The organism is Cupriavidus sp. HE11, from assembly GCF_056097175.1.
Genome location: NZ_CP184464.1, coordinates 516,924 through 542,802 on the forward strand (window position 1 = coordinate 516,924; position 25,879 = coordinate 542,802).

General features: G+C 64.4%; 18 protein-coding genes and 7 tRNA genes. 8 read left to right on the top strand and 17 right to left on the bottom strand.

Annotation, left to right across the window (positions count from 1 at the left end):
- The first annotated feature begins 27 nt into the window (after window positions 1–27).
- The 4 genes from ACOABP_RS02355 to ACOABP_RS02370 all read left to right on the top strand — a co-directional run bounded on the left by ACOABP_RS02355 (window position 28) and on the right by ACOABP_RS02370 (window position 4,712).
- The gene (locus ACOABP_RS02355) at window positions 28–873 is read left to right on the top strand and encodes a M90 family metallopeptidase (RefSeq protein WP_474226805.1); all 846 of its coding nucleotides are present in this window, start codon (window positions 28–30) and stop codon (window positions 871–873) included.
- Between the two features lie 173 nt (window positions 874–1,046).
- Window positions 1,047–1,304, top strand: coding sequence for a type B 50S ribosomal protein L31 (locus ACOABP_RS02360; protein WP_061959698.1), 258 nt, complete (start codon window positions 1,047–1,049; stop codon window positions 1,302–1,304).
- Between the two features lie 156 nt (window positions 1,305–1,460).
- Window positions 1,461–3,245 (top strand): ArnT family glycosyltransferase, encoded by a 1,785-nt coding sequence (locus ACOABP_RS02365; protein ID WP_474226806.1) that lies wholly within the window; start codon window positions 1,461–1,463, stop codon window positions 3,243–3,245.
- Between the two features lie 84 nt (window positions 3,246–3,329).
- Complete coding sequence (locus ACOABP_RS02370) at window positions 3,330–4,712, top strand: MATE family efflux transporter (RefSeq protein ID WP_474226807.1); 1,383 nt, start codon at window positions 3,330–3,332, stop codon at window positions 4,710–4,712.
- 362 nt (window positions 4,713–5,074) lie between these two features.
- On the opposite strand, the gene ACOABP_RS02375 is transcribed toward ACOABP_RS02370, so the two are convergent.
- The 7 genes from ACOABP_RS02375 to gltX all read right to left on the bottom strand — a co-directional run bounded on the left by ACOABP_RS02375 (window position 5,075) and on the right by gltX (window position 7,554).
- Window positions 5,075–5,151, bottom strand: a tRNA-Asp gene (locus tag ACOABP_RS02375).
- Between the two features lie 62 nt (window positions 5,152–5,213).
- Window positions 5,214–5,289, bottom strand: a tRNA-Glu gene (locus tag ACOABP_RS02380).
- Window positions 5,290–5,400: 111 nt separating this feature from the next.
- A tRNA-Ala gene (locus ACOABP_RS02385) sits at window positions 5,401–5,476 on the bottom strand.
- A 167-nt stretch (window positions 5,477–5,643) separates the two neighbouring features.
- Window positions 5,644–5,720, bottom strand: a tRNA-Asp gene (locus tag ACOABP_RS02390).
- Between the two features lie 69 nt (window positions 5,721–5,789).
- Window positions 5,790–5,865 (bottom strand) — tRNA-Glu (locus ACOABP_RS02395).
- A gap of 8 nt (window positions 5,866–5,873) precedes the next feature.
- A tRNA-Ala gene (locus ACOABP_RS02400) sits at window positions 5,874–5,949 on the bottom strand.
- A gap of 207 nt (window positions 5,950–6,156) precedes the next feature.
- Window positions 6,157–7,554 carry a glutamate--tRNA ligase gene (gene gltX, locus ACOABP_RS02405; protein WP_474226808.1) on the bottom strand — a complete coding sequence of 466 codons (1,398 nt, stop codon included), beginning with the start codon at window positions 7,552–7,554 and terminating at the stop codon, window positions 6,157–6,159.
- A gap of 220 nt (window positions 7,555–7,774) precedes the next feature.
- Between gltX and ACOABP_RS02410 the strand changes: the two genes are divergently transcribed.
- The gene (locus ACOABP_RS02410; RefSeq protein ID WP_474226809.1) at window positions 7,775–8,725 is read left to right on the top strand and encodes a patatin-like phospholipase family protein; all 951 of its coding nucleotides are present in this window, start codon (window positions 7,775–7,777) and stop codon (window positions 8,723–8,725) included.
- 200 nt (window positions 8,726–8,925) lie between these two features.
- Here ACOABP_RS02410 and ACOABP_RS02415 read toward each other — a convergent pair whose 3' ends face one another.
- The 5 genes from ACOABP_RS02415 to ACOABP_RS02435 form a co-directional block, all read right to left on the bottom strand.
- Window positions 8,926–9,600 carry a C40 family peptidase gene (locus tag ACOABP_RS02415; RefSeq protein ID WP_066734394.1) on the bottom strand — a complete coding sequence of 225 codons (675 nt, stop codon included), beginning with the start codon at window positions 9,598–9,600 and terminating at the stop codon, window positions 8,926–8,928.
- Between the two features lie 347 nt (window positions 9,601–9,947).
- Window positions 9,948–11,597, bottom strand: coding sequence for an ABC transporter ATP-binding protein (locus ACOABP_RS02420; RefSeq protein ID WP_474227756.1), 1,650 nt, complete (start codon window positions 11,595–11,597; stop codon window positions 9,948–9,950).
- Window positions 11,598–11,614: 17 nt separating this feature from the next.
- Window positions 11,615–12,733 (bottom strand): ABC transporter permease, encoded by a 1,119-nt coding sequence (locus ACOABP_RS02425; RefSeq protein WP_474226810.1) that lies wholly within the window; start codon window positions 12,731–12,733, stop codon window positions 11,615–11,617.
- Window positions 12,730–13,779, bottom strand: coding sequence for a microcin C ABC transporter permease YejB (locus ACOABP_RS02430; protein WP_066734400.1), 1,050 nt, complete (start codon window positions 13,777–13,779; stop codon window positions 12,730–12,732). The genes ACOABP_RS02425 and ACOABP_RS02430 overlap by 4 nt, the downstream gene beginning before the upstream one ends.
- Before the next feature lie 34 nt (window positions 13,780–13,813).
- Window positions 13,814–15,700 carry an extracellular solute-binding protein gene (locus ACOABP_RS02435; RefSeq protein WP_474226811.1) on the bottom strand — a complete coding sequence of 629 codons (1,887 nt, stop codon included), beginning with the start codon at window positions 15,698–15,700 and terminating at the stop codon, window positions 13,814–13,816.
- A 215-nt stretch (window positions 15,701–15,915) separates the two neighbouring features.
- Here ACOABP_RS02435 and fabI point away from each other — a divergent pair, with 215 nt between their 5' ends.
- Window positions 15,916–16,698 carry an enoyl-ACP reductase FabI gene (fabI, locus tag ACOABP_RS02440; RefSeq protein ID WP_066734412.1) on the top strand — a complete coding sequence of 261 codons (783 nt, stop codon included), beginning with the start codon at window positions 15,916–15,918 and terminating at the stop codon, window positions 16,696–16,698.
- A 90-nt stretch (window positions 16,699–16,788) separates the two neighbouring features.
- On the opposite strand, the gene ACOABP_RS02445 is transcribed toward fabI, so the two are convergent.
- The gene (locus tag ACOABP_RS02445) at window positions 16,789–17,688 is read right to left on the bottom strand and encodes a LysR family transcriptional regulator (RefSeq protein ID WP_474226812.1); all 900 of its coding nucleotides are present in this window, start codon (window positions 17,686–17,688) and stop codon (window positions 16,789–16,791) included.
- A 101-nt stretch (window positions 17,689–17,789) separates the two neighbouring features.
- Between ACOABP_RS02445 and ACOABP_RS02450 the strand changes: the two genes are divergently transcribed.
- Both ACOABP_RS02450 and ACOABP_RS02455 read left to right on the top strand, forming a co-directional pair.
- Window positions 17,790–19,772 carry an alkyl/aryl-sulfatase gene (locus ACOABP_RS02450; RefSeq protein WP_474226813.1) on the top strand — a complete coding sequence of 661 codons (1,983 nt, stop codon included), beginning with the start codon at window positions 17,790–17,792 and terminating at the stop codon, window positions 19,770–19,772.
- 36 nt (window positions 19,773–19,808) lie between these two features.
- Entirely contained in the window at window positions 19,809–21,458 is a 1,650-nt protein-coding gene (locus ACOABP_RS02455; RefSeq protein ID WP_474226814.1) for a GMC family oxidoreductase, read from the top strand.
- Between the two features lie 218 nt (window positions 21,459–21,676).
- Here the strand turns inward: ACOABP_RS02455 and hmpA are convergent, their stop codons facing one another.
- The 4 genes from hmpA to ACOABP_RS02475 form a co-directional block, all read right to left on the bottom strand.
- Window positions 21,677–22,888: an NO-inducible flavohemoprotein gene (hmpA, locus tag ACOABP_RS02460; RefSeq protein WP_474226815.1), complete on the bottom strand. Its 1,212-nt coding sequence runs from the start codon at window positions 22,886–22,888 to the stop codon at window positions 21,677–21,679.
- A gap of 369 nt (window positions 22,889–23,257) precedes the next feature.
- Window positions 23,258–23,334: transfer RNA gene (locus ACOABP_RS02465), tRNA-Arg, on the bottom strand.
- 137 nt (window positions 23,335–23,471) lie between these two features.
- Entirely contained in the window at window positions 23,472–24,125 is a 654-nt protein-coding gene (locus tag ACOABP_RS02470; RefSeq protein ID WP_474226816.1) for a class I SAM-dependent methyltransferase, read from the bottom strand.
- Window positions 24,126–24,258: 133 nt separating this feature from the next.
- The gene (locus ACOABP_RS02475) at window positions 24,259–25,542 is read right to left on the bottom strand and encodes a GGDEF domain-containing protein (RefSeq protein ID WP_474227757.1); all 1,284 of its coding nucleotides are present in this window, start codon (window positions 25,540–25,542) and stop codon (window positions 24,259–24,261) included.
- Window positions 25,543–25,879: the final 337 nt, after the last annotated feature.

The following is a 25,879-nucleotide window of genomic DNA, read 5'->3' on the forward strand; positions in this document are numbered from 1 at the left end:
CGATTCCGCACCGATCCCGCGCTCAACATGTTCGGCAAACTGTCCAGCTACCTGCGCGCCCGGTCGCGCGAACGCAAGCTAGCGCACTACGCCATCCCGGACGACCTGTGGGACCGCACCGTCGCGGCGCTGCCGTTCGTCCGGCGCTATGGCCCCGACGACCTGGCCACCCTGCGAGAACTGGCTACGCTGTTTATCGCCAGCAAGGAATACTCGACCGCGCATGAGCTGGAACTGACCGACGAGATGGTGGTGGGCGTGGCCGTGCAGGCCTGCGTGCCGATCCTGAAACTCGGCATCGAGTGGTATCGCGGCTGGCACGGCATCGTGCTGTATCCGGGCGAGTTCCTGATCCGCAAGACCGTCGAGGACGATATCGGCCTGGTGCACGGCGTCGAGGAGGAAGCCAGCGGCGAAGCCTGGGAGCACGGCCCCGTGATCCTGTCCTGGCAGGACGTGAACATGCCCGGGTCGGGCATCGACAACGGCTCGGACTCGTATAACGTGGTCATCCATGAGTTCGCCCACAAGCTCGACATGCTTGACGGCGAGCCTGATGGCGTGCCGCCCTTCTCGCGCGTGCTGCATCCCGGCATCGATGCCGAGCAATGGGCTGAGACCCTTCTCACTGAATACGATGCGTTCGCTGATGCGTGCGAAGCGCTGCCCGATGCCACCTGGGAGCACCCGGAACGGCTGCCCCCACGCCTGCGCGTCATCGATCCGTATGGCTGCGAGGCGCCAAGCGAGTTCTTCGCGGTGGCGTCCGAGTCATTTTTTGTCGATCCACGCGGCCTTCACGAGCATTGGCCTGTGCTCTATGACGTCCTTCGGCAGTTCTACCGGCAGGACCCCGCGGCGAGTGGCGTATAGACCACCAAAAAGTCGTGCTTCCAAAGCATGCGAAATCGGGCCCCGGATATTGCCCAGCCCCTTGTTTTTCTGCCATAATCCCGGTTTGCCCGTTATCGGCAAGTGGTTCGCTCGTCGCAAGCAGGCTGCGGCACCACGGAGCGGACTGGCTACCCAACCTGAAAGGAAGCACCATGAAAGAAGGCATTCACCCGAATTATCGCGAAGTCCTGTTCCACGACGTGTCGAACGACTTCAAGTTCGTGACCCGCTCGACGATCCAGACCAAGGACACGATCGAACACGAAGGCAAGACCTACCCGCTGGCCAAGATCGAAGTGTCGTCGGAATCGCATCCGTTCTACACCGGCCAACAGAAGATCATGGACACGGCCGGCCGCGTCGAGAAGTTCCGTCAGAAGTTCGGCAGCAAGCTGGCCGCCAAGAAGTAATTGGCCGACGCTACCAAGCGACTGCGGCGCGCACCAGGGCAGATGCTGCTGGCACGCGCAACCTGACAAAGAGGCAGCATCGGCTGCCTCTTTGCATTTGTGGCCCACAATAGCGTTTCGCGCACGCTCAAGCAGGGCGACCCCGATTTACTGCCGATGTCCCAAGCCACCAAGACCTCTCCCGTCCACCTGACCGCCGCCGCTACCGGCGCGCTGCCGCGCTACCTGCTGCTGGCGATCTGCATCATCTATGGACTGACCGGCCTGTTCGGGCGCGATCCGTGGAAGAACGAGGATGCCGCGGGTTTCGGCGTGATGTGGCAGCTCGGCTCGGGCAACCTGCAGGACTGGCTGATGCCCAATATCGTGGGCCGCACGTTCAGCGAGGATGGCCCCCTGGTGTACTGGGTGGGCGGGCTGATGATCCGCCTGTTTGGCGGCTGGCTGGGCGCGCCCGATGCATCCCGCCTGGCGACGGCCCTGTTCTACTTCGCCACCTGCGCCTTTATCTGGTATTCGACCTACCTGCTGGGTCGCCGCGACGAAGTGCAGCCTTTTGCCTTCGCCTTTGGCGGCCAGCCCGACGCCCGATCGTACGGCCGCGCCCTGGCTGACGGAGCTCTGCTGATTTTCCTGGCCTGCGTGGGCCTGGCGATGCGCGGTCACGAAACCACCGCGCAGGTCGGCCAGGTCTGCTTTATCGCCTTCATGCTGTACGGCATGGTGCGCAGCCTCGACAAGCCCGTGCAGGGCAGTCTCTGGTTTGGCGTCGGGCTGGCGGCCCTGTGCCTGGCCAGCGGTCCGATTCTGGCTGCGGCGCTGATGGGTGCGGCGCTGATCGCAGGCGCCGTCTCGAAGCCGGTGCCATCGAAGCGGCTGCTGATCATCGGCGTACCCCTCGCGCTGGCGCTGGTGGCCGCATGGATGGCCGCGGTCTACCTGGGTGCCGCCGCCACCGAAGATGGTGTGACGTATATCCGCGAGTGGGCCCGCTACGACCGCCACACCTACGGCCTGCCGACGCTGCCCACCGCAGGCTTTATCGCGCGCAACTTCCTGCTGTTCGCCTGGCCGGTCTGGCCGATCGCGGCCTTTGCCTGGCTGTCGTGGCGCGGCATGCGGCGTGCCCCGCACGTCACACTGCCGCTGGCTATCCTGGCGATGCTGTTCCTGCTGCTGGTGCTGCAACGCAGCCCAGGCGACGTTCAGTTCATCCTGCTGCTGCCGCCGATGGCAATCCTGGCCGCCTTCGCACTGCCCACGTTGCCGCGCGCAGCGATCAATGCGGTGGACTGGTTCGCCCTCATCTTCTTCACGATCTTCGGCGGCACGGTGTGGTTCATGTGGATCGCCAAGACCACGGGCTGGCCGCCCAAGGTCGCCAACAACGTGTTCCGGCAGATTCCCGGCTTCGAGCACACGTTCACGATCAGCGCCGTTGTCATCGCGCTGGCCGCCACCGTAGCCTGGGTGCTGGTCGTGCGCTGGCGGCTGTCGCGCGCGCCCAAGCAGATCTGGCGCCCGGTGGTAATCTCGGCCGCCGGCACGACGCTGATGTGGGTCATGGCGATGACGCTATGGCTGCCGTCGATCAACTATGGCAAGACCTACCGTGACGTGGCAAAGGCGGCCGCCCTGGCGCTGCCACCCACGTACGAGTGCGTGCAGCCGATCCGAATGGGCGACGCGCAACTCGCTTCGTTTGCATACTTCGGCCATATCCGCTTTGGCGGCCCCGGCGACGGCTGCGACGTGCTGCTGCGCCACGATGCCGTGGACTACGGCGCGCCGAGCAATGTCTCGCATTTCGAATGGCGCCTGATCTGGGAAGGCCGGCGCCCGGCTGACCGCGATGAACGGTTCCGCCTGTATCGGCTGGTCGACACCTCGCAGGCCAAGCCCGCGCAGACACCGTCGCGACGCCGCCTGCCGCCGCAGTAACCCCTTCCAACGCGCGGGCGGCCAGCCGTCCGCGAACGCTGCCCCGGCCCGCGCGCCGGGTGCGCCTCCAACCCAACATCCACGATGAGCAGCGCGCTGCAGGATCTTCGTCGCATCGTTCACCTGGCCGCCCCGGTACTGGTCGGACAACTGGCCGTGATCGCCTTTGGCGTCACCGACACCATCATGGCCGGCCGGGCCTCGGCAACCGATCTGGCTGCGGTCGGCCTGGGCGGCTCCATCTACGTCACGGTCTATATCAGCCTGATGGGGGTACTCCAGGCGCTTGCGCCGGTCGCCGGGCAGCTGTACGGCGCCGGACGCACCGCCGAGATTGGCGCCGAAGTCCGCCAGGCCGCATGGCTTGGCCTGGCGCTAGCCATCCCCGGGATGCTGCTGTTACTGTTCCCCGCCCCACTGCTGGCCTTTGCCAAGGCCCCGCCCGAACTGGTGGACAAGGCATCGCGCTATCTGCATATCGTGGCGTTCGGCTTGCCCGCTGGGCTGGCGTTTCGTATTTATATGGCGCTGAACAATGCGCTGTCGCGGCCGATCATGGTCACCGTGCTGCAGATTGCCGGGCTGATGCTCAAGGTGCCGCTCAATGCGTGGTTCATCCACGGCGGTTTTGGCGTACCGGCGATGGGCGGGCCCGGGTGCGCGCTAGCCTCTACGCTGATCACGTGGACGTGGTGCCTGTCCGGGCTGGCTATCCTGCGCCTTGGGGCCGCCTACCAGCCGCTGGCCATCTTCACGCGCTGGGAATGGCCGCGCTGGGATCGCATCCGTCCGCTGCTGCGCCTCGGGGTGCCGATGGGACTGACCTACCTGATCGAGATCACCTCGTTCACGCTGATGTCGATCTTCATCACGCGACTGGGCACGGAAACACTCGCGGGGCATCAGATCATCGCCAACCTGAGCGCGGTGGCGTACATGATGCCGTTGTCGTTGTCGATTGCCACGTCGACGCTCGTGGCACAAGCCATTGGCGCGCGCGACATGCTGGGTGCGCGGCGCATCGGCTGGCGAGGTATCCGTTTTGGCGCCAGCCTGGCGCTGGTCACGGGTGCGCTGTTGTGGCTGCTGCGTGAACCGCTACTGCACGCGTACGCCAAGGATCCGGCCGTGGTTGCCAAGGCCTTGCCGCTGATGCTGTTCGTGGCGTTCTACCAGGCCTTTGACGCCATCCAGGTGATGAGCGCGTTCATCCTCCGCGCGTACAAGATCGCATTGATCCCGACGCTGATCTATGCGGGCTCGCTATGGGGCGTAGGCCTCGGCGGCGGCTACGTGCTCGGCTTCGGCCTGATCGACGCCATGCCGGCCTTCACGCGCGGCGCAGCGGGCTTCTGGATGGCCAACAGCATCAGCCTGGCGATAGCCGGCACGCTGCTGGTACGGTATTTCAGGCAGGTGAGCCGGGTAAAGGCTACGGAGGCACGAGAGGTGGCGACGGTGGCGTAATACCCATCCCTGCCGGACCCGTGAGCGCAAGAAAAGAAAGCCTGCATAAGCAGGCTTTCTTTTTGGGGGCTGGCAATGGACGGAATCAACCCGCATGCCGCGGACTCGTTTGCAACCGGAATCCCTTCTCGCCCCACCGGGAGCTGCGCAGGCAGTTCCTTCCGTTTCGTATGGACGAAAAAAAAGCCTGCTTGCGCAGGCTTTTTTAAATTTGGCGGAGCGGACGGGGCTCGCCTACATCCCGCAGGCCGCGGATTCGCTGGCAAGCGAATCCCTTCTCGCCCCGCCGGGAGCTGCGCAGGCAGCTCCCTCCGCTCTGTATGGACGAAAAAAAAGCCTGCTTGCGCAGGCTTTTTTAAATTTGGCGGAGCGGACGGGGCTCGAACCCGCGACCCCCGGCGTGACAGGCCGGTATTCTAACCAACTGAACTACCGCTCCGTTTTCTGCTGTTACCCGGAAATTCCGGCTAACCGCTAGGCGTTTGATTACGCCTGGCTGTTTGGCGTCCCCTAGGGGATTCGAACCCCTGTACTCACCGTGAAAGGGTGATGTCCTAGGCCTCTAGACGAAGGGGACAGAAATCTGTTGCAAGCAACGTCTTCCGTCGTTTGCTGCGAAGTCCGGCATTCTACCAGATTTTTCGCAACTGGAAACAACTTTTTACTACATCAGTTGCTTCGAAATTCTTGGTGGAGCTAAGCGGGATCGAACCGCTGACCTCTTGCATGCCATGCAAGCGCTCTCCCAGCTGAGCTATAGCCCCGAACAATCCTGTACTGCTTATAATCACAACGACTTGCGAGGCCGCGATTATAATTTGATTTTTCGAAGCTGACAACATTCGCTTCGGGTAAATCGAAAAGTGATTATCAGATAATCACCTCTCACCCAAATAAAAACCCGCTTGGTTTCACCCAAGCGGGCTCAGTCTGGCGGAGCGGACGGGGCTCGAACCCGCGACCCCCGGCGTGACAGGCCGGTATTCTAACCAACTGAACTACCGCTCCGTTTTTTGCGGTTGCTACCCGAAGCTTCGCTCCGGACAGCCAACTGGACGTATGATTACATCCAACGTCTGGCGTCCCCTAGGGGATTCGAACCCCTGTACTCACCGTGAAAGGGTGATGTCCTAGGCCTCTAGACGAAGGGGACAGAAACTTTGGTGGAGCTAAGCGGGATCGAACCGCTGACCTCTTGCATGCCATGCAAGCGCTCTCCCAGCTGAGCTATAGCCCCATAGTTACTGCCATTTACTACTGCTTGCCGCCAGATTTACTGCTTTCCGGCGAAGCGGCGATTATAAATCAATCACCATTTTTTGCAAGCCCCTTTTTCCGATTTTTCAACCGGGCTGCTTGACTTGCGTCGTGCAGCAGGGAGAACGAGATTATGCTGAAGTCCCGGCCTGAGCGCAAGCCCCTGCCGAGACATTTCTGCACATTTTTATACGGCGGCCAGGCGGCGCAGTACCGTTTCGCGACCGAACAGCTCCAGCACCGCATCGATGCTCGGCGTCTGCAGCTGCCCTGCCACCAGCAGGCGCACCGGCATGGCCAGCTTGGGCATCTTCAGCCCGAACTCGGCCAGCACGGCCTTGAACGCGGCGTTGATGGCTTCGCGCTTCCACTCGGGCAACGCGGCCAGTTGGGTCGCCAGGGCCTGCACGGCCGGGCGGATCTCGTCGGTAAGGTGCTCGGTCTTCAGCGCCGCGTCGGCCTGCGGCTCGCCGCGATAGAACAGCATCGCGGTCTGCGCCACCTCCTTGAGCGTGTTGGCGCGGTCCTTCACCAGCGCAACCACGCCCACCAGGTCCACGCCTTCCACCGTGCCACCCAGCGCCTCGATGAACGGGCGCGTCAGGTCGGCCAGGCGCGCGTTGTCGCCGGTCTTGATGTAGTGGTTGTTCAGCCAGGCCAGCTTTTCCGGGTTGTACTGCGCCGGCGACTTGCCCAGGTGATCCAGGTCGAACCACTCGACGAACTGCTCGCGCGTGAAGATTTCGGCATCGCCATGCGACCAGCCCAGGCGGGCCAGGTAGTTCAGCACGGCCTCGGGCAGGTAGCCTTCGTCGCGATAGCCGGTCACGGGCATCGCGCCATGGCGCTTGCTCATCTTCTCGCCCTGCTCGTTCAGCACGGTCGGCAGGTGGGCGTACACGGGCACTTCACCGCCCAGCGCGCGGATGATGTTGATCTGGCGCGGCGTGTTGTTGACGTGGTCGTCGCCACGGATCACGTGCGTGATCTTCATGTCGAGGTCGTCGATCACCACGCAGAAGTTGTACGTCGGGGTGCCGTCCGGGCGGGCAATCACCAGGTCGTCGAGTTCCTCGTTCGAAATCTCGATGCGGCCCTTCACGGCGTCGTCCCATACCACGCTGCCGCCTAGCGGATTCTTGAAACGCACCACGGGCTGCACGCCAGCCGGCGGCTCGGGCAGCACCTTGCCCGGCTCCGGACGCCAGAAGCCGTTGTAGCGCGGCTTTTCGCCGGCCGCGCGCTGGGCCTCGCGCAGGGCGTCGAGTTCCTCGGTGCTCATGTAGCAGTGGTAGGCCATGCCGTTGTCCAGCATCTCGCGCACGACCTCACGATACCGGTCCATGCGCTGCATCTGGTAGAACGGGCCCTCGTCGATATCGAGGTCGAGCCAGGCCATGCCTTCCAGGATCACGTCGACCGCTTCCTCGGAAGAGCGCTCGACGTCGGTATCCTCGATACGCAGGATGAAGTCGCCCTTCATGCGGCGGGCAAACGCCCACGGATAAAGCGCGGAGCGAATGTTGCCAAGGTGGATAAAGCCGGTCGGGCTCGGCGCGAAGCGGGTGCGGACGCGTTGTGTCATGGTCGGGGAGAAACAAAAAAGCCCACGCACGGGTGCGCGCAGGCCGGATTTCGCTGAACTTTCGTTGGACGCTGCATTATACGCCCTGCCCGATTCCAGTCTGGCCACGGAATCATTTATGCTTGGCACCGGTCTGAATCCAGGCCGCGCGCATCCGGTGACGCGATGCGCGGCCTGCCGATGCCCGGCACATCACATCCGCATTAGATTTCCACCCTCGATGCAACGACGACATTTCCTTGGCGCCTCGGCGACCATGCTGCTGGCAGCCTGCTCGTTCGGCCCGAAGCCGACCACCCCGGCCCCCACGCCGACAACGGCCGCCGTACCGCCTGTCGCCACGGCGCCCCGACCGGTCCGGATTGGCCTGGCGCTCGGTGGCGGCGCCGCGCGCGGCTTTGCGCATATTGGCGTCATCAAGGCACTGGAGGCCCAGGGCATTCATGCCGACATCGTCACCGGCACCAGCGCGGGATCGGTGGTGGCGGCGCTCTACGCCACCGGCATGGACGGCTTCCAGCTCAACAAGCTGGCGCTGACCATGGACGAAGCCGCCATCGCCGACTGGGCCCTGCCCTTCGGCACCAAGTTTGGCGGCTGGCTCAAGGGCGAGGCGCTGCAGAACTACGTGAACCGGCTGGTCAAGAACCGCCCGATCGAGGCCATGAAGCTGCCGCTGGGCATCGTCGCCACCGACCTGAAGACCGGCGAGCGCATCGTGTTCCGGCGCGGGAATACCGGGCAGGCCGTGCGCGCATCGAGCAGCGTGCCGGGCGTTTTCCAGCCGGTGTCGATTGCCGGCCACGATTACGTTGACGGTGGCCTGGTCGAACCGGTGCCGGTGGACGCGGCGCGCGAGATGGGCGCCGAGTTCGTGATCGCCGTGAATATCTCCGCCGATCCGTCGAGCCAGAAGAACAATGGGCAGAGTGGCGTGCTGCTGCAGACCACCGCCATCATGGGCCAGTCGATCAACCGCATGGCGCTGTCCCGCGCCGACATCGTGATCCGCCCCGACCTGCCCGACATGGGCGGCAGCGACTTTACGTCGCGCAACCGGGCCATCCTGGCTGGCGAGCAGGCCACCTCGGCCGTGATTGGCGCGCTGCGCGAGAGGCTTGCGGCGGCGCGGCTGCGTCCCGCACCGGCCGGCACAATCGCCGTCCAGTAGGACGCCGGGCACATTGAGGAAGGCGCCGCTTCTCCGTTTTCACATGTCTTGTCACATCTTCCGCCGGGCCTGACAGAAATCGTCACCCTGATGACAGAGGACGTCACCCTTTGGTAGGGTATTTGTATTAAGACATTTTGGCGATGAGCAACAAAAAAGGACTGCCGAAGCAGTCCTTTTTTGTTTGCGCGAACGATGCGTCAACCACCAAACATCGTACGGCCCTGGGCGTTCGGATCGAAGCGCTTGAGCGTCTCGATCATGCTGCCCGTGTTTTCGACCGAGCCACGGGCCGAATCGTCAATCCGGCGGGCACCGTTGTAGCGCGTGACCCAGTACGACGCACGCATGTCGTCAACGCGGATCTTGCTGCCGGTCGACGGCGCATGCACGAACTTGTTGTCGCCGATATAGATGCCAACGTGCGAGAACGTATGGCGCATCGTGTTGAAGAACACGAGATCGCCCGGACGCAGCTCGTTGACCGCCACGGTGGTGCCCACCTGGCTCATTTCGACGGAACGGCGCGGCAACATGAAGCCGAAGGTGTCGTTGAACACGTAGCGGACGAAGCCGCTGCAGTCCAGACCCGATTCGGGGCTGTTACCGCCGAAGCGATAACGCACGCCAATCAGGCCCAGCGCGTTCATGACCAGGTCGCCAGCCTTGCTGGCAACGTTGCTGGTGGAGTTCATCACCGACGACAGCAAGCCACGCTTGCCTTCCGGATGCGCGTCCGCGTCAACGCGGGCTTCGATCCGGGCGTCCGGGTCCTTGAACACCGTATCCGCCAGCACTCCATTCGACACAGTCGCACCGCAGGCAATGGCAATTCCGATAGCGGCGCGCGCCAGGGAATGAAGTACCGTCTGCATTGGTTCTCCTGATGATCGGACAAATCTGACCGGCAAATCAGACAAAGCCGGACAGCGTGAAAACATCAGGGCGGAACGTACGCAAGAAGTACGCCAGCACGACTGCACCTGCCGCGTGCAACATCGACCTTCCCCAAGGTCTGCATGCGGCGGACGAACCACCCCCGACAAAACTCATCGCGGGATAGTAAAGTACCCACCCTTGACGTGTCAAAGATGGTTACAACTTTCCCGCAAAGCGCCAGCAAATCAATGAATTAGCGCAAAAAACGTATTCTGTTTCTCGGAATCGTTATAAAGATTCCGTGTTACCTCGGCGTGACAAAGCGTGTTGCAATGCACATCATTCAGGCCGCGCCCAACTGGGCTGCGGCCATCAGCTTTCTTGTATACGGATGCTGCGGCGCACCGAGTACGGTTTCCGTCTCGCCTGATTCCACCACTTCACCGTTTTTCATGACGATGACTCGGTGCGCCATCGCACGAATCACAGCCAGATCGTGGCTGATGAACAGATAGCTGAGGTTGTACTTATGTTGCAGCTGTGACAGCAGCGCCAATACCTGCTGCTGGATCGACACATCAAGTGCAGAAGTCGGCTCATCCAGCACCAGCACCTGGGGCTTCAGGATCAGCACGCGGGCAATGGCGATGCGCTGGCGCTGTCCACCCGAGAACTCGTGCGGATAGCGGCCCAGCGCCGTGCGGTCGAGCCCGACCTCACGCAGCGCCTCGATCACGCGTTCGCGCATGGCGTCTTTTGACAGGCCGGGCTGATGCAGGGCCAGCCCTTCGCCCACGATCTGCTCGATCGTCATGCGCGGGGACAGCGAGCCGAACGGGTCCTGGAACACCACCTGCATGCGCTTGCGCAGCGCGCTGCGTTCCTTTTGCGAACACGCATCGAAGCTGCGGCCCAGAAACTGGATCGCCCCGCCGCTCTTGCGCTGCAGCGCCAGCACCGCGTGCGCCAGCGTGGTCTTGCCAGACCCCGATTCGCCGACGATGCCCACGGTCTCGCCCTCGCGCAGTTGCAGCGTGACGTCCCTGACCGCGGCAAATGCCTCCTTGCCGAACCAGCCGGCAATCCCGGCACGCTTCTTCTGATAGTTGACGCACAACGCGTCGGTTTCCAGCAGCACCGGCGCCAGCGGCACCAGCGGCAATACCTCGCGCTTCGGCCGGCTGTCGATCAGCTTGCGTGTGTACGGATGATGCGGATTGGCGAAGACCTCGGCGGTTTCGCCGGTTTCCACCAGCACGCCCTTTTCCATCACGCCCACGCGCTGTGCGAATGCACGCACCATGTTCAGATCGTGCGTGATCAGCATCACGGCCATGCCGAACTCGGCCTGCAGGCTGCGCAGCAGGTCCAGGATCTGCGCGCGAATCGTGACGTCGAGCGCGGTCGTCGGCTCGTCGGCCAGCAGCAGCTTGGGGCGGCAGGCCAGCGCCATGGCGATCATTGCGCGCTGGCGCTGGCCGCCCGACAACTGGTGCGGAAAACTGTTGAAGCGGTTGGCCGCGTCGCTGATGCCGGTGCGCTCCAGCAGCGCAATGGCGCGGTCGCGTGCGGTGCGCCGGTCCAGGCCCTCATGCAGCGCCAGCGTCTCCACGATCTGGTTGCCGATCGTGTAGAGCGGGTTCAGCGCCGTCATCGGTTCCTGGAAGATCATCGCGATCTCCGATCCGCGGATGCCGCGCATCTCGCGATCGGATACCTGCAGCAGGTCCTTGCCCTCGAAGCGGATGGCGCCCTGGTAGCGGGCGTCTTCCACCAGCCGCAGCATGGCCAGCGCCGTCACGGTCTTGCCGGAGCCGGACTCGCCCACCAGCGCGTAGCGCTCGCCGGCCCGCAGGTCGAAACTGACGTCGCGCACCGCGCGCGTGGCGTGCTCGCCGTCGCCGAAAGTCACCGACAGGTGATCCACGCACATCAGCTTGGTACCGGGCTCGGGAATGTCCACCGGGTCCGGAAACACGGGATTCACCGCCATGGCGGGATTCGCGGAGTTCATGATGTGGCCTCCGCTGCCGCGCCGCCGGCCGGCACCTTCGGTTCCACCCGGCCGCGCAACTGGGCGAGACCCAGACGCGTATCGAATGCATCACGCAACGCATCGCCCATGAACGTCAGCAGCAGCAGTGTCACCACCAGCACGGCGAACGTCGACAGCGAAATCCACCAGGCATCGAGATTGGCCTTGCCCTGGGCCAGCAGTTCGCCCAGGCTCGGCGTGGTCGGCGGCACGCCCAGGCCCAGGAAGTCCAGGCTGGTCAGCGCCAGGATGGCCGCGCTCATGCGGAACGGCAGGAACGTGATCACCGGCGTCAGGCTGTTCGGCAGGATATGACGCCACATGATCTGCACGTTCGACAGCCCCAGGGCCCGTGCGGCCTTGACGTAGTCCAGCGACCGGTTGCGGTAGAACTCGGCACGCACGTAGTCGGACAGGCCCATCCAGCCGAACAGCGACAGCAGGATGATCAGCAGTGCCAGGCTCGGCTCGAAGATCGACGCGAAGATGATCAGCAGGTAAAGCTCGGGCATCGAGCTCCAGATCTCGATGGCGCGCTGCGAAAACAGGTCGAAACGACCGCCGAAGAAGCCCATCAGCGCCCCGGTCAGCGTGCCGATCAGCACACCGATGACTGTCAGGGCCATGCCGAACAGCACCGACACCCGGAAGCCGTACAGCAGGCGCGCCAGCACGTCGCGGCCGCGGTCGTCGGTGCCCAGCCAGTTGTCGGCCGACGGCGGCGCCGGGTTCGGCTCCTTGGCGAAGTAGTTGATCGAATCGTAGGAATAGCGATTCGGCGGATAGATGGCGAAATTGCCATTCGACGTGATCCGGTCACGGATAAACGGGTCCAGGTAATCGGCCCGCGTCGGGAAGTCGCCGTCGAATGCGGTTTCGGGGTACGTCTTGACGATAGGGAAGTAGTACTCGCCCTTGTAGCGCACCACCAGCGGCCGGTCGCTCGACAGCAGTTCGGCCCCCATGCTGAAGACGAATATGATCACGAAGAGGACCAGGCTCCAGTAGCCCAGCCGGTTGCGGCGAAAGCGCTGCCAGGCCCGCTGGCGCGGCGACAGCGAATGCGGCAGACCGTTCTTGGCAGCAGCTTTCATCGGTGCATTCCCTCGAAATGAATCCGCGGATCCACCATGACATAGCAAACGTCCGAGATCAGGCGCGTCACCAGCCCGATCAGCGTGAACAGGTACAGCGTGCCAAGCACCACCGGATAGTCGCGGCGCAGCACGGCCTCATAGGACAGCAGGCCCAGGCCATCGAGCGAGAACAACGTCTCGATCAGCAGCGATCCCGTGAAGAAAGCGCCGATGAAGGCGGCCGGGAAGCCCGTGACCAGCGGGATCAGGGCGTTGCGGAACACGTGCTTCCACAGCACGCGGCGCTCGGACAAACCCTTGGCGCGCGCCGTCAGCACGTATTGCTTGCGGATTTCCTCCAGGAAAGCGTTCTTGGTCAGCATCGTCACCACGGCGAAGCTGCCCACCACCGACGCCGTGATCGGCAGCACCAGGTGCCACAGGTAGTCCATGACCTTGCCCATCAGCGACAGCTGGTCCCAGTCGTCGGAAGTCAGCCCGCGCAGCGGGAACCACTGCACGAAGGTGCCGCCACCGAACAGCACCAGCAGCAGCACGCCCAGCACGAAGCCCGGGATGGCATAGCCCACCAGCACGATCATGCTGCTGATGACGTCGAATCTGCTGCCCGCCCGGATCGCCTTGGAAATGCCGAGCGGCACCGATATCAGATAAGTCAGAAAGAATGTCCAGAGCCCCAGGCTGATCGATACGGGCATCTTCGACTTGACCAGTTCCCACACGCTGCGGTGCTGGAAGTAGCTCTGGCCCAGGTCGAACTGGGCAAAGCGCTTGAGCATCATCAGGTAGCGCTCAAGCGGCGGCTTGTCGAAGCCGTACAGCGCCTGGATTTCCTTGATCTTGTCGGGGTCCACGCCGCGCCGGCCACGGTATTCCGCGCCACCGCCGCTGGCTTCTCCCCCGGCGCCACGCCCCTTCATCTCGAGCATCATCTGCTCGACCGGGCCGCCGGGCACGAACTGGATCACGACAAAGGTGAGCGTCACCACCCCGACCAGCGTCGGGATCATCAGCAGGATGCGCTTCAGCAGATAGGCAAGCATTGGCCGTCCGAGTGGGGATGACTGGAAGACTGGGTTACTGGGTCTTCGGCGCCAGGTCCTTGCGCCACCAGCTCGAAAGAATCCAGCCTTCCGCGGTGTAGTAGTACGGCAGGCGGGTCGGATACCCCAGTTCCTTGCGGTACGACACACGGTGGAAAGCACTGTACCAGTTCGGCACGATGTAGTAGCCATGCATCAGCACGCGGTCCAGCGCGCGCCCGGCCGTGACCAGTTCCTCGCGGGTTTCGGCGTGCAGTACGGCGTCCACGAGCTTGTCCACGGCCGGCGACTTCAGGCCGAACAGGTTGTCGGATCCGGGCATGCCGGCGGCCTCGGCCGAGAAACGGTCGCGCAGCTCGTTGCCGGGGCTCTGCGAATCCGGGAAGCGGATCGACACCATGTCGAAATCGAAATCCTCCAGCCGCTTCTGGTACAGGGCAAAGTCGGTGGTGCGCTGGTGCACCTCGATGCCCAGCTTTTCCAGGTTGCGCACGTAGGCCGTGATGACGCGGCTCATGGCGCCACCGTCATCCAGGAATTCGAACACCATCGGCTCGCCCTTGGCGTTGCGCAGCGCACCATCCTCGTAGGTCCAGCCGGCCTGAGCCAGCAGGCGCCGTGCATCGCGCAGGTTGTCGCGCAGCGACCGGGGCGCGGTGGTGGTCGGCTGCACCACGTCGGCGCCAAACACCTCGGCCGGCAACTGGGCACGCAGCGGCTCCAGCAGCTTCAGTTCCCCTGCCCCGGGCCTGCCGTCGAAGGTGGTACTGGCGGCAAGTTCGCTATTGGAGAACCAGCTATCGAGCCGCTTGTAGGCCCCATAGAACAACTGGCGATTCAGCCATTCGAAGTCCAGCGCCAGGATCAGCGCCTGGCGCACGCGCACGTCCTGGAACATCGGCTTGCGCATGTTCATGACGAAACCCTGCATGCCGGCGCCGTTGCGGTGCGGGAATTCGGTCTTGATCAGGTCGCCGTCGCGGAACTTGGTGCCGACATAGCTCTTGGCCCAGTTCTTCGATCGGTATTCGACGATGGCATCGAATTCGCCCGCCTTGAACGCCTCCAGCTTGGCGGTCTCGTCCTTATAGAGCCGGTACACCACGCGGTTGAAGTTGAACGTGCCACGCCGCACGTTCAGGTTCTTGCCCCAGTAGTTCGGATCTCGCTGGAATACGATGCCGCGACCGGCGTCGTAGCGCTCGATCTTGTACGGGCCGCTGGTGATCGGCTCCTCGAACGTCAGCTTCTCGAACGGCACCTTGGCGGTCCATTTCTTCGAGAACACGGGCAGCTGGCCGACGATCAGCGGCAATTCGGCGTTGCGCTGCTTGAAGTCGAAGCGAATCGAACGTTCGCCGGTCACCACCACCGCCTTCACGTCGGTGCACATGCTGCGGTAGCCCGGGCTGGCGGACTTGCTCATCAGCATGTCGTAGGAATACTTGACGTCGGCGGCCAGTACCGGATCGCCGTTGACGAAACGGGCTTCTGGGCGAATATGGAACGTGACCGACAGCTGGTCAGGGGCCACCGTCACGTCGTCGGCCAGCAGGCCGTAGGCGCTGGCCGTCTCGTCGGCGCTGCTGATCAGCAGCGTCTCGAACATCAGCGAACTCAGGCCAGGCGCGGAGGTGCCCTTCAGCGTGAACGGGTTGAACTTGTCGAAACTGGTTCGGCGGTCGGGATTGGCCAGCGTCAGCGTGCCGCCCTGGGGCGCGTCCGCGTTGACATAGTCAAACTGGCCAAAATTCGGCGGATACTTGAGATCGCCATGGAGTGCAAAGCCGTGCGCGCAATAGCCCGATACGGGAAAACCCGAACCCAGCACGATCGACAGTGCCAGCGCCCATTGCACTACCGCGCGTCGACGGAAGCACTGCCCTGCCGCCAGACGCGGCCAACGTGCATGAATCAGCATCCGGTTGCAGACCTCCACAATGCCCGAGACGGCCCGACGGCTTGTGGCCGGGCGAAGTTGTGCGACAATTTTACATGCGTTCGGGTGGCGCCCAACCATCCGGACATTCCCTCTACGCGGCGCAACAAACTGCGGGGATTTGCCTCCCTGCCGTGCACCGGACACGGGCCAGTGCATGAAGCATGCCCGTCCCCCACAAACAATCTGGAGAATTTATGGGATTTCTGGCAGGTAAGCGGATCCTGATCACGGGCTTGCTTTCGAACCGTTCCATCGCCTACGGCATTGCGTCGGCCTGCAAGCGCGAAGGCGCCGAGCTGGCTTTCACCTATGTAGGCGAGCGTTTCAAGGACCGCATCACGGACTTCGCCAAGGAATTCGGCTCCGACATGATCTATGACTGCGACGTCGGCAGCGATGAACAGATCGCCGCCACGTTCGCCGCTTTGGGGCAGCGCTGGGAAAAATTCGACGGTCTGGTGCATTCGATCGGTTTTGCACCGCGCGAAGCCATCGCCGGCGATTTCCTGGAAGGCCTGTCGCGCGAAGGCTTCCGCATTGCGCACGACATCTCGGCCTACAGCTTCCCGGCACTGGCCAAGGCCGCTCTGCCGCTGCTGAACGACAAGGCTTCGCTGCTGACGCTGACGTACCTGGGCGCCGAGCGCGTGGTGCCGAACTACAACACGATGGGCCTGGCAAAGGCATCGCTGGAAGCCAGCGTGCGCTACCTGGCATCGGCCGTGGGCCCGAAGGGCATTCGTGCCAACGGCATCTCGGCCGGCCCGATCAAGACGCTGGCCGCGTCGGGCATCAAGGACTTCGGCAAGCTCCTCAAGCATTTCGAGGACGTGGCCCCGATGCGCCGCAACGTGACGATCGAGGAAGTGGGCAATGTGGCCGCCTTCCTGCTGTCGGACCTGTCCAGCGGCGTGACCGGTGAAATCACCTACGTCGACGGCGGCTACAACATCGTCGGCACGGCTGTCGAAGAGTAACCAGCCAGATTGCCCCCCGCTGGCGGCAAATCTGTTCGCCACATCGAAAAGCGCCCTTCGGGGCGCTTTTTGTTTGCCCCCTGCCCGTTTTCAGGCCCGCGCGACCGCCTCGATCACGGCCACGGCCCGCTCCGCCGCCGGCGACAGCGTCCGCTGCGCCAGCCGCACGATCGCAAACTGCATCATGATCTCGGGCAGTTCCGGAATATCCAGCGCCACCAGCCGTCCAGCCTCTACCAGTTCGTCGCGCACCGCCCGCGCCGGCGCCAGCAGCAGCGCATCGGCGTGGCGCACCAGGTGCGTGAGCGCGCGGAAATCGTTGCTTTCCACCTGGAACGGCAGGTCCTCGCCCGGCTTGCAGCGCAGCACCTTGCGCAGCCGTTCGTGGGTCTCTGGTGGAAATACCACCGACACCAGCGCCGATTCGCGCAGCGCAGCCAGGCTTACGGGCCCCGCCGCCAGCGGATGCCCGGCCCGGGCATAGACCCCGCCGGGGCCACCGGGCAGCCGTATCACTTCGAGTTCGGCGGCGGTCGGCACCGTGCTCTGCTCGACCACCACGAAATCCACCTGCTCGGCGTGCAGGGCGTCCAGCAACGCGGCCGGATGGCTGACCTCCGTGGTAATCCGCAGCTTCGGCCATTGCCGGTGCAGCTGGCAAAGCAGTTCCGGCAGCAGGATGGCCGCCGGAAACGCGCCCAGCCCAATCTGCACGCTGCCAATCTCGTGCTGCCGCACCAACGCCAGATCGCGCGCCAGGCAGCCCGATTCGAACAGGATGCGGCGGGCGCGCTCGGTCACCATGCGGCCCACGGTGGTCAGCGTCACGCCCCGGGCGCCGCGGTCGAACAGCACCGCGCCGGCCTCTTCCTCCAGCGCCTGGATGCTGCGCGTCAGCGCCGGCTGACTCAGATGCACGCGCCGCGCCGCCGCGGCCAGCGAGCCCTCTTCCGCCACCGCCACCAGATGTTCGAGCCGCTTCAGATTCATATATGCACCCTACGCATTGCTGCGATACGAAATTTGCAATTGAATTATAGGTGCGACGCGCTTTCAATGGATGCCTTGCCCAACCGAGGAGTCGATTTCCCATGCGCCTTGCCCGCACTGCCATGCTGGCCGCAGCCGTCCTGACCGTGCCTGCCGCACCGGTCGCACTGGCTGGCCCGAACGCCGCCACGCCGCTGACCGAGCAATCGAATGCCGAATGGCTGCACCGCCTGCCGTTCTCGGATCGCGCCGACTTCGAAGACGCCCGGCGCGGGCTGGTCGCACGCTTTCCCGAACCGGTCATCAAGACGGCGGACGGCAAGCCGGTGTGGGATTTCAATGCCTACGCGTTCGAATCGGCGGCAGACGCCCCGAAAACGGTCAATCCCAGCCTGTGGCGGCTGGCGCAGCTGAACAACGAAGCGGGGCTGTTCAAGGTCACGGACCGCGTGTACCAGGTGCGCGGCGCCGATCTTGCCAACATGAACATCATCGAGGGCGATACCGGGTTGATCGTCATCGACACGCTGCTGACGGCCGAAACCGCCCGCGCCGCACTGGATCTCTACTACGCCCATCGTCCCCGCAAGCCGGTGGTGGCCGTGATCTACACCCACAGCCACGTCGACCACTTTGGCGGCGTGCGCGGCATCGTCAACGAAGCCGATGTAAAGAGCGGCAAGGTGGATATCCTGGCGCCCAGCGGCTTCATGGACGAAGCGGTCAGCGAGAACGTGCTGGCCGGCAGCGCCATGAGCCGCCGCGCGCAGTACATGTACGGCACGCAGTTGCCGAAAAGCGCCACGGGCCAGGTCGACACCGGTCTGGGCAAGGCCACCGCGCGCGGCACCATGACGCTGCTGGCGCCCACATCGTCGATTACCAAGCCGATAGAAACCCGGCGCATCGACGGCGTGGACTTCGAATTCCAGCTGACGCCGGGCACCGAGGCGCCGGCGGAAATGAACCTCTACCTGCCGCAGTTCCGCACGCTGTGCATCGCCGAGAACGCGGTGCGCACCCAGCACAACCTGCTGACGCTGCGCGGCGCGCAGGTGCGCGACGCCAAGGGCTGGTCGTACTTCCTGGGGCAGTCGCTGCTGCGCTACGGCGAGCGCACCGACATCCTGATCGGCCAGCATCACTGGCCCACCTGGGGCCGCGAGCGCATCGTCGAAATGCTATCCGACCAGCGCGACATGTACGCGTACCTGAACGACCAGGCACTGCGCCTGATGAACCAGGGCTACACGCCGCTGGAGATAGCCGATCAGCTAAAAACCCTGCCCCAGCCGCTGGCCAGCAAATGGTATGCGCGCGACTACTACGGATCGGTCAGCCACAACGTTCGCGCCGTGTATCAGCGCTACCTGGGTTTCTATGACGGCAACCCGGCCCACCTGAATCCGCTGCCGCCCGAACAGGCCGCCAGGAAGACCATCGAATGGATGGGCGGCCCCGACGCGGTGCTGGCCCGCCTGCGCGACGCCTATGCGCGTGGCGAGTACCGCTGGGTCAGCCAGATCGGCAACGAACTGGTGTTTGCCGATCCGTCGAACGCCGCCGCCCGCGCGCTGCAGGCCGACGCGCTGGAACAGCTCGGTTACCAGAGCGAGAACGCCACCTGGCGCAATATCTACCTGACCGGCGCGCAGGAATTGCGCGATGGCGTGGCCCGGCCGTCCAGCAGCGCCACCAGTTCGTCGGATCTGGTCCGCGCGCTGAGCGTGCCGAACTTCTTCGACTTCCTGGCCGTCCGGCTGAACGCCGACAAGGCTGCCGGCAAGACCCTGACGCTGAACTGGCAGTTCACCGACCTGAAGCAGCGTTATGCGATGACGCTGCGCAACAGCGCGCTGACCTACGTGGCCGAAGCCCAGCACGCGCAGCCCACCGCCACGGTCACGCTGACCAAGGCCACGCTGGACCAGATCAGCCTGAAACAGCTGACGCTGCCGCAGGCCATGCAGTCCGGCGCGGTCCGGATAGACGGCAATCCGCAAGCCGTGGCAGGCTTGTTCGGCATGCTCGACACGTTCGACCCGAACTTCAATATCGTGACGCCGCACGGCTTCCAGAAATAAGCACGACACAAGAACAACGCCAAGGAGACTGCATTCATGGGCGACACCAGCTTCGACTACATCATCGTGGGCGCCGGCTCGGCCGGCTGCGCGCTGGCCGGACGGCTGGCAGACCAGCCGGGCGTCACCGTGGCCCTGCTCGAATCCGGGCCGGACGATCATCACCCCAGCGTCTGGACCCCTCTGGCTATCGCAAGGACGGTGCCCCAGCCCGGCCCGCGCAACTACGGCTTCCGTACCGTGCCGCAGGCCGGCCTGAACGGCCGCGAGTCGTACCAGCCGCGCGGGCGCGGGCTGGGCGGCAGTTCGTCGATCAACGCCATGCTCTACGTACGCGGCCATCGCAGCGACTACGACCGTTGGGCCGAACTGGGCTGCGAGGGCTGGGACTACGAAACCGTGCTGCCCTACTTCCGCCGCAGCGAATGCAACCAGCGCAATGCCGGGCGCGACGACGCGTGGCACGGCGGCAGCGGCCCGCTGCACGTCAGCGACCTGCGCACGCCGAACCCGTTCTCGCGCCGCTTCGTGCAGGCCGCGGCGCAAGCCGGCCTGCCGCTGAACCAGGACTTCAACGGCGCCGAGCAGGAAGGCGTGGGGCTGTACCAGGCCACGCAGTTCAATGGCGAGCGCTGGAACGCGGCACGCGCCTACCTGCATCGCGGCAATCGTGCCGATGCGGGTCACAACGGCGGCCGCCAGAACCTTTGCGTGATGACCGGCACGCAGGCGCTGCGCATCGTGTTCGAAGGCAAGCGGGCCGTGGGCGTGGAAGTGGTGCGTGACGGCCAGACCCAGACGCTGCGGGCCCGGCGCGAGGTGATCGTCAGCGGCGGCGCGTTCCATTCGCCGCAACTACTGCTGGCATCGGGCATCGGCCCGGGCGATCACCTGCGCAGCCTGGGCGTGGCGGTGGTCCACGAACTGCCCGGCGTGGGGCAGAACCTGCAGGACCACCTCGACGTCATCATCGGCAAGCCGGTCACATCGTGGCATCTATACGGCTACTCGCTGCGCGGCGTGGCGCGCATGGCCGGCGAGGTCATGCGCTACCGCTGGCGGCGCACCGGCATGCTGGCGTCGCCGGTGGCCGAGGCCGGCGCGTTCGTCAAGACACGGCCGGGCCTGGACGCACCCGATCTGCAACTGCACTTCGCGCCCGCGCTGCTGGGCAATTCCAATGTGCTGCGCAATGGCCGGCCCGGCCATGGCTATTCCTGCCATGCCTGCGTGCTGCGCCCGGAAAGCCGCGGCACGGTGGCGCTGACATCGCCGGACATGCGCGAGGCACCGCGAATCGATCCGCGCTTCCTCTCGGCGCCGTCCGACCTCGACGGCATGGTGGCCGGCGTAAAGCTGATGCGGAGGATCTTCGCCCAGTCGGCACTGACCGAAGCTGGCGGCAGCGATCCGCTGGCCGCGCTGCTCGGACCCGGCGAGGGCGACGAGTCGGCAATCCGCGATTTCGTACGCGCCCATGCCGACACCATCTACCATCCCGTAGGCACCTGCAAGATGGGCGTCGACGCAATGGCCGTGGTGGACCCGCAACTGCGCGTGCACGGCGTGGAAGGCCTGCGCGTGGTGGATGCGTCGATCATGCCGACGCTGATCGGGGGCAACACCAACGCGCCCACCATCATGATCGCCGAGCGCGCCGCCGACCTGCTGCGCAAGGCTGCCTGACCGGCAAGGCTGCGACAGCCCGGGGCGGGCCGGTCGGGGCCGCCCCGGTGATGCCGGTTCTCCATCCCCGAAGGCCTGGCGCGGCAAAGAGGCGCGGCTGACGCGATGCGGGCAAATGCAGTTTGCCGCTGCAGGCCATACCGCCCCTGGCAAGACATGCGTTCGCCCCGGCGCGCAAATGCCATACCAGCGGCCGTGCCTGGGCGCGCGCGTTGCGGCTACTCCGCAAACAGGTCGGGGCCGAACACCTCGTAGTGGATATGTGCCTCGCGCAATCCCAGTTGCTTCAGCGCATCGTGCTGCACGCGCATGAACGGGATCGGGCCGCAGATGTAGTAGTCGGCATCCGGCAGCACAATGGCCTGCCGGATCTTGCCAACATCGACAAACCCGGCATGGTCGTAGTCACGACCCGCCACATCGTCGGGCAAGGGGCTGTCGTAGAAGACGATCAGCTTGAAGTTCGGCTGCGTGCGGGCCGTCTCGCGCAGGCGGTCGCGCATCGCATGCACCGCCCCGTTGCGGGCGCCATGCACGAACACCACCTGCCGGTCGGGGTCCTGGATAGCGCGCTTGAGCATGCTGATCATGGGTGTCAGCCCCACGCCGCCGCTGATCAGCACGATTGGCGTTTTTGCGTGCACATCGATATGGAACGTGCCATACGGCGCCGCGACCTTGATCTGGTCGCCCACGGCCACATGGTCGTGTAGCAGGTTCGACACGTAGCCAGCCGGCTTGCCCTCGTCACGTTCGCGCTTGACGGAGATACGGTAGCTTCGCGCGTTGGGCATGTCGGACAGGCTGTACTGCCGGATCTGCTGCAGCCCCAGTGCCGGCACGTCCACCGCCACGCTGATGTACTGGCCCGGTTCGAAATTCAGCACCGGACCGCCGTCCACCGGCTCCAGCACGAAAGATGTAATCACGCTGCTCTCGGGCCGCTTGTCACGCACCACGAAGCTGCGCCATCCCGTCCAGCCGCCCGGCTGGCCCGCCGACTCCTCGTAGAGCCCGCTCTCCATGCCCATCAGCACGTCGGCCAGGTTGCCGTAGGCCTGGGCCCAAGCCGAAATGATCTCGTCCGTGGCCGCATTGCCTAGTACTTCCTTGATGGCGGCCAGCAAATGCTCGCCGACGATCGGATATTGCTCGGGCCTGACGCCCAGGCTGGCATGCTTGTTGGCGATATTGCCAAGCACGGCCATCAGGCTGCTGGGGTCGTCGATATTCTCCGCATAGGCGTAGACGGCACGCGCAAGCGCCTGTTGCTGCTGCCCCTGTTCCTGGTGCGCCATGTTGAAGACGTTCTTCAGCTCGGGATGGGCCACGAACATACGCCCGTAGAAGCACTTGATGATGTCGAGACCGTGCTGCGCCAGGACTGGCGCGGTGGCCTTCACAATCTCCTTGGTCTGTTGCGTCAACATGTCTTTCACTCCTGTCGAGGCGCCCCTGATGCACGATGGCGTTTTGCCCATATCCTGTGGTGAACAGCGAGCGGATGCCCGGAATCGGTCCATTCGCGACAGGTGGCATTCTTCTGCCCCCTCGCGATCCTTCGCACGCCAGCGACGCTGTTCTGATGAGATTGTAGGAATCACCGACGCCTGATCGGCGGCCGGTCATCGAAAACTGTCAAAGACAAGACGCAATTGGGGGCGCGAAAGCTACGCAGGCGTCACTATCGGGGCGCTCGGGCGTTGCCCGCGTCCGGCGCTGACAAGTGCCGAGCCAGTACGACGGACCTGTGGACCAAGGAAATAAGGGGGATGAGGGGGAGATCGCGTGCCGCGAATTGGCCCGCCCTAGAGGATTCGAACCTCTGACCGCTCGCTTAGAAGGCGAGTGCTCTATCCAACTGAGCTAAGGGCGGATGGCCCGCTTGAAGACCTTGCCGTTGCGGCAAGGCGTGCATTCTACCGCACTGGTTGCGCCAGTGGAACGCGCCCGCGACGGCCTGATGCGGGCCGTCGTTACGGAATACCACGCGGGACACGCCGGGTCAGAGGGCTACCCGGGATGCTTCTGCAGGATGAACTCGATGGCACACTCTGCAGTAGGTGTGCGGGTCTGGTCAAAGTCGCGGTTCAGCAGGCTTTGCCGCACACCGATGTCGACGCGGAAGATCGAGATCGGCGACACCTGGTCGCATACGGACCGTACAAAGTCGATGACGTTGATCGACACCGGCGACCACGACTGCGCCTTGAACATCGTGAACGTGTGCTTGTGGTCGTTGTTGAACCGCGACGGCCAGTGTCCCTGCTCGTACAGGTCTTCGTCCGGCACCTGGATCACGAGATGTCCACCGGGCTTCACCGCCCGTATCCAATGCCGGATCGCCACGGCCGGATCCACCATATGCTCCAGGCAGTGGGACGAGTAGACGAAGTCGAACGACTCGTCCTCTATTCGCTCCAGGTACTGGGCATCGCCGTGCTGCATGTCGAAGACGAAGACATGCTTCATCGTGGGGAACATGTCCCCGAACAGGGCAATGGAATCGATGCCGCCGCCGATGTCCAGGCCGTTGCCGACGAAGTACCGGGTGGCGTAGCGGGAATCATGCACGCGCCGCAGGATCGAGATCGATGTCGCGCCCGGTATGTTCTGGTGAATCTGCCTGGCCTGCTGGGCAGCGTGTTCCGGCCTGATGATGTCCATGGATGTTGGCGCAAAGCGCATTGCAGTGACCTGCACATCTATAGCATCGGCAAGCCGGTCCTTGAATCAGATTCTGACGAAACTGAAGTCGATCAGAACCGGGGTCCGGCGAAACAGGGCGTGGATGGCCGGCTCAGGACGACTCGCGCTCGCGCACGCGCGGGCGGCGCGGCATGCCGGCGCCCTCTGCCGTATCGTGCGACGACACGCAGTTGCGGCCCATCTGCTTGGCATCGTAGAGCGCGCGGTCGGCGCGCCGCATGACCGCGTCGGCATTCTCGCCGGCCTGACGTTCGGCCATGCCGATACTGACCGTATAGGCAATGGCGTCGGGCTCGGACGGACATGGCGTGGAACGCACCAGCGCGCTCAGGCGGACACTGATGGCTCGGCCGGTTTCCAGCGTGGTGTCCGGCATGACGATCGCGAATTCCTCGCCGCCCAGCCGGCCCAGCACGGCACGGGCGGGCGCGGCCTTGCGCAGCAGGCCAGCAAAATGGCGCAGGACGCTGTCCCCCGCCAGATGTCCGTAAAGGTCGTTGATGGCCTTGAAATGATCGAGGTCAATGAAGGCCACGGTGAAGGCAGTACGCTGGCGCTCCGACCGCTTGCACGCGAGTTCAAGCTCTTCCCAGAACGCGCCGCGCGACAGCACGTCGGTCAGGTCGTCATGGCGCGCACGGCGTTCGATGATCCGCCGCAGGCGGTCGTGCGCCATCAGCGCGAAGCTGACCGACAGGCCAACCACGCCGAAGACAAAGCACAGCGTAATGTTGTCGCGCTCGTCGGGCGTCACCAGCGGATGGCCGTCGACCAGCGTCGACAGCGGCGCCCAGGCCTGCGCGCCCGCAAACACCGTGCAGGCCAGCGCCACGAGCGTCAGCGACAGGATGGCCAGGCGCCCGGTACCCCGCTTGGCGGGCAAACGCGGCACGACCACGCGGATCATCTCCAGCAACAGCAGCATCTGGGTCACCGATGCGCCGAGCATCAGCCCGGCCACGGCAGAGGGCGACACCAGCATCGACAATCCGGGCGACACGGCGCCAGGCGCCGGGCCCGGCAATACGCCGGCGGCGTGCAATGCCAGCACCGCCAGCATCGCCAGTCCAGGCAGGTTCAGCGCGGCCAGCACAATGGCCCGCCCCGGCTTGCCAACAAAGTGCCGCGTGCCGTGGACCATCATCGACAACCCGGCGGTCAGTGCCAGTTCGGGCAAGGCAGCCAGCGGCCACTCCGGACGGTATCCATGAATGGCCAGCAAGACCGCCGCCACGGTTACCGCCAGATCGCCGATAGCCCACGAGGTGAGCCCGCTGCGCTCCATACCGGCGGAGCGCCGCAACACGGCACAGACGATCGCCATCTGCAGCACGAACAAGGCCGCGATCAGCACCACCACCTGCGACTGAAACATCTTCATTCCCGTTCACAAAGGCATTGCCGGTGCTCCGCATGGCACCGGACTGCCTTCTGTTTGCGGCCTGCGAACAGCCGTCCTGTATTGTTTCCGCAGGTCCGGCAGCTCCGCGTCACGTCGATGCGTGGCATCGTGGGCGAAGCATGGCTCAGGCACGGCTCTGGCGCCCGCGTCGCTAGCGGGGCTGGCGTGCCATAGTTGTGATAGTCGGGACCAGGTCCGGGTGGGCACAGCATTGCCAGGCGTGAAGCGCCGGGTCGGACCGATACGGTGTGCGGATTATGTCAGCGCGACGTACCAAGTCAAGCCAAATACGATCCCGCCTGAAGCGGGG

Bases quoted from the DNA above. Each gene is read 5' to 3' on its own strand.
- ACOABP_RS02435 (WP_474226811.1), bottom strand. From the start codon at position 15,700: ATGCTGATTCATGCACGTTGGCCGCGTCTGGCGGCAGGGCAGTGCTTC.
- ACOABP_RS02475 (WP_474227757.1), bottom strand. From the start codon at position 25,542: ATGTTTCAGTCGCAGGTGGTGGTGCTGATCGCGGCCTTGTTCGTGCTG.
- ACOABP_RS02470 (WP_474226816.1), bottom strand. From the start codon at position 24,125: ATGGACATCATCAGGCCGGAACACGCTGCCCAGCAGGCCAGGCAGATT.
- ACOABP_RS02410 (WP_474226809.1), top strand. From the start codon at position 7,775: ATGCAACGACGACATTTCCTTGGCGCCTCGGCGACCATGCTGCTGGCA.
- gltX (WP_474226808.1), bottom strand. From the start codon at position 7,554: ATGACACAACGCGTCCGCACCCGCTTCGCGCCGAGCCCGACCGGCTTT.
- fabI (WP_066734412.1), top strand. From the start codon at position 15,916: ATGGGATTTCTGGCAGGTAAGCGGATCCTGATCACGGGCTTGCTTTCG.
- hmpA (WP_474226815.1), bottom strand. From the start codon at position 22,888: ATGTTGACGCAACAGACCAAGGAGATTGTGAAGGCCACCGCGCCAGTC.
- ACOABP_RS02420 (WP_474227756.1), bottom strand. From the start codon at position 11,597: ATGGCGGTGAATCCCGTGTTTCCGGACCCGGTGGACATTCCCGAGCCC.
- ACOABP_RS02355 (WP_474226805.1), top strand. From the start codon at position 28: ATGTTCGGCAAACTGTCCAGCTACCTGCGCGCCCGGTCGCGCGAACGC.
- ACOABP_RS02360 (WP_061959698.1), top strand. From the start codon at position 1,047: ATGAAAGAAGGCATTCACCCGAATTATCGCGAAGTCCTGTTCCACGAC.
- ACOABP_RS02445 (WP_474226812.1), bottom strand. From the start codon at position 17,688: ATGAATCTGAAGCGGCTCGAACATCTGGTGGCGGTGGCGGAAGAGGGC.
- ACOABP_RS02365 (WP_474226806.1), top strand. From the start codon at position 1,461: ATGTCCCAAGCCACCAAGACCTCTCCCGTCCACCTGACCGCCGCCGCT.
- ACOABP_RS02455 (WP_474226814.1), top strand. From the start codon at position 19,809: ATGGGCGACACCAGCTTCGACTACATCATCGTGGGCGCCGGCTCGGCC.
- ACOABP_RS02450 (WP_474226813.1), top strand. From the start codon at position 17,790: ATGCGCCTTGCCCGCACTGCCATGCTGGCCGCAGCCGTCCTGACCGTG.
- ACOABP_RS02370 (WP_474226807.1), top strand. From the start codon at position 3,330: ATGAGCAGCGCGCTGCAGGATCTTCGTCGCATCGTTCACCTGGCCGCC.
- ACOABP_RS02425 (WP_474226810.1), bottom strand. From the start codon at position 12,733: ATGAAAGCTGCTGCCAAGAACGGTCTGCCGCATTCGCTGTCGCCGCGC.
- ACOABP_RS02415 (WP_066734394.1), bottom strand. From the start codon at position 9,600: ATGCAGACGGTACTTCATTCCCTGGCGCGCGCCGCTATCGGAATTGCC.
- ACOABP_RS02430 (WP_066734400.1), bottom strand. From the start codon at position 13,779: ATGCTTGCCTATCTGCTGAAGCGCATCCTGCTGATGATCCCGACGCTG.